Origin of the sequence: Bacillus kexueae (assembly GCF_022809095.1) — a bacterium.
GTDB classification, from domain to species: domain Bacteria; phylum Bacillota; class Bacilli; order Bacillales; family Aeribacillaceae; genus Bacillus_BZ; species Bacillus_BZ kexueae.
The window spans coordinates 59,168-67,879 of the sequence record NZ_JALAZE010000012.1 but is presented as its reverse complement, the minus strand read 5'-3'; the positions used below and the strand labels follow the sequence as shown (position 1 = coordinate 67,879).

The 8,712-nt window shown below is 39.6% G+C and carries 9 protein-coding genes, 12 tRNA genes and 1 rRNA gene; 2 read left to right on the top strand and 20 right to left on the bottom strand.

Annotated features, from left to right (window positions below):
* From ML543_RS15675 to ML543_RS15610, 14 genes are all read right to left on the bottom strand, one after another.
* A 16S ribosomal RNA gene (locus ML543_RS15675) occupies positions 1-112 on the bottom strand; the annotation flags it as partial.
* A gap of 70 nt (positions 113-182) precedes the next feature.
* Positions 183-256: transfer RNA gene (locus tag ML543_RS15670), tRNA-Gly, on the bottom strand.
* Positions 257-267: 11 nt separating this feature from the next.
* Positions 268-344 (bottom strand) — tRNA-Pro (locus tag ML543_RS15665).
* Between the two features lie 4 nt (positions 345-348).
* Positions 349-425, bottom strand: a tRNA-Arg gene (locus ML543_RS15660).
* Positions 426-511: 86 nt separating this feature from the next.
* Positions 512-594: transfer RNA gene (locus ML543_RS15655), tRNA-Leu, on the bottom strand.
* Positions 595-599: 5 nt separating this feature from the next.
* A tRNA-Leu gene (locus tag ML543_RS15650) sits at positions 600-684 on the bottom strand.
* Positions 685-700: 16 nt separating this feature from the next.
* Positions 701-776: transfer RNA gene (locus ML543_RS15645), tRNA-Lys, on the bottom strand.
* Positions 777-782: 6 nt separating this feature from the next.
* Positions 783-857 (bottom strand) — tRNA-Gln (locus ML543_RS15640).
* Between the two features lie 62 nt (positions 858-919).
* Positions 920-995, bottom strand: a tRNA-Asp gene (locus ML543_RS15635).
* Between the two features lie 7 nt (positions 996-1,002).
* Positions 1,003-1,078, bottom strand: a tRNA-Val gene (locus ML543_RS15630).
* A gap of 50 nt (positions 1,079-1,128) precedes the next feature.
* A tRNA-Glu gene (locus ML543_RS15625) sits at positions 1,129-1,200 on the bottom strand.
* A 5-nt stretch (positions 1,201-1,205) separates the two neighbouring features.
* Positions 1,206-1,296: transfer RNA gene (locus ML543_RS15620), tRNA-Ser, on the bottom strand.
* Between the two features lie 3 nt (positions 1,297-1,299).
* A tRNA-Asn gene (locus ML543_RS15615) sits at positions 1,300-1,374 on the bottom strand.
* A 135-nt stretch (positions 1,375-1,509) separates the two neighbouring features.
* Positions 1,510-1,974, bottom strand: coding sequence for a SprT family protein (locus tag ML543_RS15610; RefSeq protein ID WP_243388361.1), 465 nt, complete (start codon positions 1,972-1,974; stop codon positions 1,510-1,512).
* Between the two features lie 87 nt (positions 1,975-2,061).
* Here ML543_RS15610 and cmpA point away from each other — a divergent pair, with 87 nt between their 5' ends.
* Positions 2,062-2,175: a cortex morphogenetic protein CmpA gene (gene cmpA / locus ML543_RS15605; RefSeq protein ID WP_243388360.1), complete on the top strand. Its 114-nt coding sequence runs from the start codon at positions 2,062-2,064 to the stop codon at positions 2,173-2,175.
* Positions 2,176-2,195: 20 nt separating this feature from the next.
* Here the strand turns inward: cmpA and ML543_RS15600 are convergent, their stop codons facing one another.
* Complete coding sequence (locus ML543_RS15600; protein WP_243388359.1) at positions 2,196-4,349, bottom strand: Tex family protein; 2,154 nt, start codon at positions 4,347-4,349, stop codon at positions 2,196-2,198.
* A gap of 337 nt (positions 4,350-4,686) precedes the next feature.
* On the opposite strand from ML543_RS15600, the gene ML543_RS15595 reads away from it, so the two are divergent.
* Positions 4,687-5,331, top strand: a complete 645-nt coding sequence (locus ML543_RS15595; protein ID WP_243388358.1) for an alpha/beta hydrolase — start codon at positions 4,687-4,689, stop codon at positions 5,329-5,331.
* 143 nt (positions 5,332-5,474) lie between these two features.
* On the opposite strand, the gene ML543_RS15590 is transcribed toward ML543_RS15595, so the two are convergent.
* From ML543_RS15590 to ML543_RS15570, 5 genes are all read right to left on the bottom strand, one after another.
* On the bottom strand, positions 5,475-6,074 hold the full coding sequence (locus ML543_RS15590; RefSeq protein WP_243388357.1) for a PP2C family serine/threonine-protein phosphatase: 600 nt from the start codon (positions 6,072-6,074) through the stop codon (positions 5,475-5,477).
* A complete protein-coding gene (gene sigB, locus ML543_RS15585; RefSeq protein WP_243388356.1) occupies positions 6,071-6,859 on the bottom strand; it encodes an RNA polymerase sigma factor SigB in 789 nt (262 codons plus the stop codon). The genes ML543_RS15590 and sigB overlap by 4 nt, the downstream gene beginning before the upstream one ends.
* Positions 6,825-7,304: an anti-sigma B factor RsbW gene (rsbW, locus tag ML543_RS15580; protein ID WP_243388355.1), complete on the bottom strand. Its 480-nt coding sequence runs from the start codon at positions 7,302-7,304 to the stop codon at positions 6,825-6,827. Before rsbW ends, sigB begins: the two co-directional genes overlap by 35 nt.
* Positions 7,304-7,633, bottom strand: a complete 330-nt coding sequence (locus tag ML543_RS15575; RefSeq protein ID WP_243388354.1) for an anti-sigma factor antagonist — start codon at positions 7,631-7,633, stop codon at positions 7,304-7,306. The genes rsbW and ML543_RS15575 overlap by 1 nt, the downstream gene beginning before the upstream one ends.
* Positions 7,634-7,696: 63 nt before the next feature.
* On the bottom strand, positions 7,697-8,704 hold the full coding sequence (locus ML543_RS15570) for a PP2C family protein-serine/threonine phosphatase (RefSeq protein ID WP_243388353.1): 1,008 nt from the start codon (positions 8,702-8,704) through the stop codon (positions 7,697-7,699).
* Positions 8,705-8,712 lie beyond the last annotated feature (8 nt).

Genomic DNA, 8,712 nt, shown 5'->3' with positions numbered 1-8,712 from the left:
ACCCGTCCGCCGCTAACGTCAAGGGAGCAAGCTCCCTATCTGTTCGCTCGACTTGCATGTATTAGGCACGCCGCCAGCGTTCGTCCTGAGCCAGGATCAAACTCTCCAAAAAAGTTTGATTGCTCATAAAATAAGAATTAACGTTGACGCTTCGTTTTGTTTAGTTTTCAAAGATCATTTTATGGAGCGGGTGATGGGAATCGAACCCACGACATCAGCTTGGAAGGCTGAGGTTTTACCACTAAACTACACCCGCATAGCTCCGTCTGGTCGGGAAGACAGGATTCGAACCTGCGACCCCATGGTCCCAAACCATGTGCTCTACCAAGCTGAGCTACTTCCCGGTTATGGCGCGCCCGAGAGGATTCGAACCCCTAACCTTTTGATCCGTAGTCAAACGCTCTATCCAATTGAGCTACGGGCGCTTTATCAAGAAAGACGAATTCTATTATAACAATTTTCAATTTGTTTGTCAATACTTTTTTTGAGAAGTTTTTATAAACTTTCTCTATGCGGTAGAGAGGACTCGAACCTCCACGGGGTCGCCCCCACTAGGCCCTCAACCTAGCGCGTCTGCCATTCCGCCACTACCGCAGAAATGGTGCGGGTGGAGGGACTTGAACCCCCACGCCGTGCGGCACTAGATCCTAAGTCTAGCGCGTCTGCCAATTCCGCCACACCCGCATTTAGTATTGAAAAATGGTGAGCCATGGAGGACTCGAACCTCCGACCCTCTGATTAAAAGTCAGATGCTCTACCAACTGAGCTAATGGCTCGAAACTTGGCTGGGCTAGCTGGATTCGAACCAGCGCATCACGGAGTCAAAGTCCGTTGCCTTACCGCTTGGCTATAGCCCAATAACTTTAAAAACAACAAAATCTATTCTATCAAATTGTTGCATCTAAGTCAAGCAAAAAAATGGCGGTCCCGACGGGAATCGAACCCGCGATCTCCTGCGTGACAGGCAGGCATGTTAACCGCTACACCACGGGACCTAATGTATGGTGGAGGATGACGGGATCGAACCGCCGACCCCTTGCTTGTAAGGCAAGTGCTCTCCCAGCTGAGCTAATCCTCCAGTTATTTAATGGGAAGTTTCAACAACTTCCCATTAAGGCGAATTATGTATGACCCGTACGGGATTCGAACCCGTGTTACCGCCGTGAAAGGGCGGTGTCTTAACCACTTGACCAACGGGCCATGAATGGCGGAGAAGGAGGGATTTGAACCCTCGCGCCGCTTGCGCGACCTACACCCTTAGCAGGGGCGCCTCTTCAGCCACTTGAGTACTTCTCCGTATGGCTCCGCAGGCAGGATTCGAACCTGCGACCGTTCGGTTAACAGCCGAATGCTCTACCACTGAGCTACTGCGGAATAATTAAGTGAAGACTTTATTTATTTTAATTATTCTTTTCTGATTTGTCAACAAGTTTTTTGGCAGAAACTTGTTTTTATCACCGCATCTACTTAATGACGACGGCTTTTATAATTTAACATATCCTTCAAAATTTAGTCAAGCATTTTTAATAAAAAAATTTTCCCCTTACATTTACCACATACGTATCTCGTTGTATCCATCTTTTTATACCGAATGAAAGATTGAGAACAGTCTTTACAACGATACTCATACACTTTTCGATTAGCACGAGTAGTTTTTCGTGGAAGCGGAGTGCAAAATCTAGGTGCCCCGACTTTTAATAAAAGGTCCTTAAAATCTTGATCACGGTGTTTGTATCCTTTGCCTTCCAAATGCAAGTGATAGTGACATAACTCATGCTTAATAATCCCTTCTATTTCTTCTAGTCCATATACCTCATAATATTTTGGGTTAATCTCAATGTTATGAGTTTGCAATAAATATCTCCCACCAGTCGTTCGGAGTCTAGAATTAAAGTACGCTCGATGAGTAAAGGGCTTCTGAAAATATTCAGTTGATATCGATTCAACCAATGTTTGCAATTGTTCGTCGTTCATACAAACACCTTCTTTATTTAATTAGCTCACAGGACAACACATAGGCGCATACATTATATAACAAATTAGTTTGGGAGGTTATATCCGATGCCTACATGGCTAAAAAATCAAATGATGCGTGCTTTTTACCAGAAGGATCGCTATCAAATAAAACTCCTAAATCAATGTTGGTATTTTTACCGAAAAAAACACTGCTCATAACAAGCAGTGTTCCATTATGTCTATTGTATCATAGTAAGAGCAACTCGTCCTTTTTCAACATCAACTGAATCTACCCATACTGTCACGATATCTCCTACTGAAACAACGTCTAGAGGATGCTTCACAAAACGGTTACTTAGTTTAGATATATGGACTAATCCATCTTGTTTAACCCCTATATCCACAAATGCACCAAAATCTACTACATTTCGCACTGTCCCTTGTAATTCCATTCCTTGCTTTAAGTCTTCGAGCTTCAAGACATCTTTTTTCAACAACGGCTTAGGAACTTCGTCTCGCGGATCACGTTCAGGTCGCACGAGAGCATCAACGATATCTTTTAACGTGTATTCGCCAATTTCTAGCTCTTTCGCTACTTGCGTAAGTTCAATCGTTTTTAGCGCTTCCTTCAACTTTTCAGATCCAATGTCTTCTTTTGTCAAAGACAAACTCGTTAATAATTTTTCAACGTCTTCATAGCTTTCTGGGTGGATTCCTGTTCGGTCAAGTACATCATTCCCATCAACTATTCGTAAGAATCCTATACATTGTTCGTACGTTTTAGCACCGAGCCTTGGAATATCTTTCAATTGCTTTCGATTTGTAAATTTACCAACTTCCTCACGACGCTTTACAATATTATTCGCCACTGTCTTACTTAACCCAGATACATATTGTAAGAGAGCTGGAGAGGCAGTATTTACATTTACACCTACTTGGTTTACTACCGTTTCTACAACAAAAGTTAACGATTCATTCAACCTTTTTTGTGATACATCGTGCTGGTATTGACCAACACCAACAGATTTCGGGTCAATTTTGACAAGTTCAGCTAGTGGGTCTTGTAGTCTTCGTGCAATGGATACTGCACTTCTTTCTTCTACTTGTAAGTCAGGAAACTCTTCCCTCGCAAGATCAGAAGCAGAATATACACTAGCACCCGCTTCATTTACGATTAAATAATAAATGTCGTGATCTAGCTCTCTTATTACTTGCGCAATAAATTGTTCGGTTTCCCTAGAAGCAGTCCCATTTCCGATAGCAATAACTTCAATATTATAAGTTTTTAATACGTCAACCAGTTTTCGCTTTGCTTCATCGATCTGATTTTTAGGTGGGTGTGGGTACACAACCGCAATGGAGAGCATTTTCCCTGTTTCATCAACGACTGCTAATTTACATCCAGTTCGATAAGCTGGGTCCACACCGAGGACCATTTTCCCTTTTAGTGGTGGTTGAAGTAGAAGCTTCCGTAAGTTTTCAGAGAAGATGTGAATTGCCCGTTCTTCCGCATGCTCTGTCAACTCTTTTCGAATATCTCGATCGATGGAAGGTTCGATTAATCGCTTATAAGCATCTTCTATGGCTGATTTCATAAATGCCGTCGCAATCGAACCCTTTTTTCCTAACTTATTTTCCATGTATGAGATAATTTCTTCTATCGGGGCCACTGTCGAAACTTTTAATATTTCCTCTTTTTCACCACGGTTCATAGCTAACACACGATGTGGAACAACTTTATGAATCGGCTCTTCATATTGGTAGTACATTTCGTAAACTTTATTGTCATCCAATTCTTCTTTTTTACCTACAGAGGTAATGTTCCCTTTTTTCCATGTTAACTGACGGATGTGTTGACGAATCGCAGCATCATCGGAGATCCATTCGGCTACTATATCGTTTGCACCCGCCAACACATCTGCTACTTCAACCAATTCCTTTTCATGGTTTATGTATTTTTTTGCTTCTTCTTCTATATCTCCAGATGTCGGTTGAGAAAATAACCATTTAGCAAAAGGTTCTAACCCTTTTTCTTTTGCAATTGTAGCCTTAGTTCTTCTTTTTTGTCGGTATGGTCGATATAAATCTTCTACTTGCTGAAGTTTAGTGGCCGCAATAATTTTCTTCTTTAGTTCTTCTGTTAGCTTGTCTTGCTCGGCGATTAGACGGATAACTTCTTCTTTTCTCGTTTGAAGATTTTGCATATAAGTCCAGCGTTCTTCAATCGTCCGAATCTGTACTTCATCTAACGCGCCCGTTTGCTCTTTTCGATAGCGAGCAATAAACGGAACTGTATTCCCCTCATTTAATAGTTGAATAACATTTTCAATTTTTTGCTTTGGGAGTGATAATTCTTCGCTTATTAACGTTAAAATACGAGCTTGTTGTTCCATCTTTTTTCCTCCACCTTTGACTGCAGTATGCCAATATTTTACCAAACGCAATAGGTCCGTTCCAACGAGGATTCATGCTTTTAATAATAGACCATGCTAATATTATTGTTACTTGCTTCGATTACAAAGGTCTTCTGCTTTAGACAAAAAGCATTTTGTATGATGAAGATCATCTGTATTTCAGCTACAGATAGATTCTGTCCCGAGACTAAAGCTAAGTCTCCTTACCCTTCACTCTGTTTCGTTCCATTTTCGATAAATCATCCAACAATTAAAGTGGATGATTTTCCCACAAGAGAATTGTTAAAATGTTATAAAAGCTTTGGAGGGGAAAGCGATGAAAGTCAATAAAAGTGAGATACTAACAAACGGCAATTCGATTAGTTATACACATATAGAAACAGGCTCCCAATCGGTTTGCTTTATGTTTTCAGGTTCAGGATACAATTACGATAAACCCCTATTCTATTATGCAACTATGACAATGCTCCAAAACAAAATTGACATAGTTCATATCCATTACTCGTATGGGGAAGATTTCTTTCAAAAGCCTCTTGAAGAAATCACCAAAACAATGACGGATGATGTTAACCCTGTCATTTTAGAATTTCTCAAAAAAAGCCAATACAACGAAACCATTTTTTTAGGAAAATCCCTTGGTACAATTCCAATTGCCAATGATCTAATGAAAAGAGATGAATTCCTAAAATCAAAAATGATTTTATTAACCCCTCTGTTGAAATTTGATTCGATCTTTGACTCCATCTTAAATAGCCAACATGAAGGGTTGTTAGTTATCGGGGACAAAGATCACTATTTCGATTCAACCAAAGTTGAACAATTAATTAAATCAAATTTAGAGATTCATGTTGTCCCAAATGCTAATCATTCCTTAGATGTTGGTACATTTGAAACAACAAATTCACTTTTTGCTTTAACAAAGGTAATGGAAAAACTACAGGAAACCATCAGTACATATTAGGGATAAACAGAGTTGTCCTAAAAAACGAACCATTATTGCTTCTAATTTAAATTACTGAGATAAATACAAAAGAGGTGTTAATTGCACCTCTTTTTAATATAGCTATTTTAATTTTGCACTTCAAAATCGAACTCGTATAACTTTTAAAATAATTGTCCGACTACATATGTTAAATCATCGGTCCGAAGGGGTACGAGATGCTTTAAAGAATCAGACATTTCCTCGACCGATTCGGAATCTTTTAAGATTGGCCTATTGGACGTAACACTTAAGCCATCCGTATACATAAGAAATTTCGACTCTGGTTCATATTGAAACCGATGAATTCGGTATTTCTGAGGTTTTCCTGATAAGTAGCCGCTAACAGGCAATGGAAAGATAAAGCGATCCGAAGGGATATAGAAGGCAAAGCGGATATTACCGACGGAACTATAACAACATTCTCTCGTTGTCAAATCAATCTTCAAGATAGCAACTGTCGCTCCTCGCTTATTTTTCATCTCTTCATTACAAAGAGACATTAATGTCTCGATTGATTCATCTTTATTTTGTTCGATGATTTGACAGATGGCAGCCGATGATACATGTGCTGCCTCACCACTACCAAGCCCATCTGCCACTACACATAAATAGGATTCATCCGTTACGAGCATATAAAAAGAATCTCCACAATAAACATTGCCGATTTTTTCAATTTGATAAGCGAGAACATTAATTTTCTCCGTTTTTTGCAACTGCATCATGAGGGTGACTCCATCATATCTGCTCTAGCCGCTTTGCGTAATTTATCAATCGCTCGGCGCTGCAATCGTGAGACATGCATCTGAGAGATACCTAGCAATTCACCAGTTTCTTTTTGGCTTTTACTATTCAAAAATATATGCTCAATAATTTGTTTTTCACGGTCTGTTAATACGTGAAGTATTTTTTGTAAGGTGAGGCGTTGATTAATGTGCTCATACCCTTCTTCCGCCTGCCCTATGACGTCCAGTATCGTTACTGTGCTTCCATCTGAATCCGCCTCGATCGCATGGTCAACAGAAAGCGCTTGATAGCTCCTCCCCATTTCCATCGCTTCTAACACTTCTTCTTCAGTAGCATCAATATATTCAGCAATTTCGACTACTTTCGGCGAGCGTTGAAGTTCATTCGTAAGGTGGTCGACAGCTGATTTAATTTTCGGACCTAGTTCTTTAATACGTCTTGGAACATGAACACTCCAAGTTTTATCACGCAAATATCGCTTCATCTCACCAACGATGGTGGGGATGGCGAATGCCTCAAACGGCTTCCCTACGGTTACGTCATAGCGTTGTATAGCGCCGATAAGTCCCACCATCCCGACTTGGATGAGGTCTTCTAAATAGCTTTTCCCATTTACATACTTGCGCGCTAATGAATGTACGAGGTTTTCATATTGGAAAATGAGTTGTTCCTGAGCTTCTTGATCACTATGTTCTTGATAAAGACGGATGAGTTCATGAATCTCCTCTTTAGTTCGTTTCTGTTTTGGAGATAACTGTTTCATTTTCGACTCTCTCCCCATTTAAAAACTTCGTCATAAAGACGGTTACACCTGATTCAGCTAATACTTTCACCTCATCCATCAATGTATCAATCAAGAATAACCCTAACCCTCCTTCGTTTAAATCTTCAATCGGTATAGAGGGTGTGTACGGGCCTAGCTGTTCACGTAATTTATCAAACTCAAAACTTTCACCGCGATCAGCCACCATCACTTCCAACCGGTCTTCATAAATCCCAAAGCCAATAATCATTTCGCCCGGATGCTCTTTGTAAGCATGTTTCACAGCATTTGTACAAGCTTCACTCGTTGCAACTTTTAAGTCTTCAATTTCGTCATACGTAAAACCCATTCGACTGGCTATTCCTGAAAGAGTCAGACGAACAACACCAATGTATTCCGGCTTCGCAGGAAACTTCATCTCAACATAATCTTTTATCATTTCCATTAGTTCTCACCTACTGCTTTGGTTGAAATATCGATGATGTCACTTAAGCCTGTTATCGAAAATAGTCGCTCTAATCGAGGGGACAAATCCGTTAGCTTAAGATGACCGTTATGCTTTCGTACACTCTTTAACAATCCAACAAATACTCCTAACCCAGTACTATCCATATATTGCACATCTTGTAAACAAACCGTCATATACACATTTTCTTTTTCGGAATAAGGCATTAAAGACTCTTTTAATTTCGGAGCGGTGAACGCATCGATTTCCCCCTTCAAATGTACGAACACTTCATTCTTCGTCTCATTTATATTAATCGTTAAATTCATCCCGATTCCCTCCACCTAAAGGACTGTCTTATTTACTAGCTATTTACCCTTAAAACTCAAACCCTAAACCTTACGTTTTAAAAGAATTAATGTAAAATCATCTTGGAGTTGAAAATCCTGCATTCGTTCAAATTCGCTATAAACGAGATTTACACACTCTTGAGCAGGTAAATGCATATACTTTCGAATCGTAGAAGTAATGGTACTTCGTTCAACAAATCCTTCTTTCGTACGCGTTTCCGTAACCCCATCTGACAGTAAAATAATAAAATCACCAATCTCTAATACTTTTTCGTATTGGCGATATTCAATGTTTCGATTGATTCCTAACACAAGTCCTTTTGTCTTCAAATCATAAAAAGCATCATCCTTAGCAGAATAATAGAACCCTGGTTCATGACCAGCTGATGAGAATGCAAATGTATGCTTTACTGTATCGTACATACCGAAAAACATCGTAATAAACATACTCTCATCTACATTTTGTTCCACTACGCTATTCAAGTTTTCCAATACTCTACTTGGGCTTTTTCTCGATTCTGGTAGACTGTCCATCGCATACTTAATCATGGACATACATAATGCTGCTGGTATTCCCTTTCCGATTACATCCGCTATGGCGACGCTGATCGTGTCTTCATCTTGAACGAAATGATAGTAATCGCCGTTCATGATTTTTGCCGGAACGCTTTTCACGCCAATATCTAAACAGCTCACATCTGGTATTTCCGTCTCTAAAAGAGTTTGTTGGACATTTGCCGCAATCTCCATTTCTGACTTCAACTCTTGTTGTTTATTCCGCAAAAACTGATGTTCTTGATAAGCTAGCCCATAACCTATCATGACTTCTAGTAGAAAATCAAAGGAATGAAAAACGGAGGAAGGCAGTGATGGAAAAAGCTCTTCCATTACTTTTTTATGCATGCTCACAATTTCATCCGGTGCAATTTGTTGTTCAATGACGTGTCGGCTAAATTTTTGCCCTTCATACAACGTTTCTTCTGTCTTTTGTTCGATAAAATCTTCTACTAATTTTTTATATATAAGCATTCGTTCATTCTGACTATCCATATTAGCTC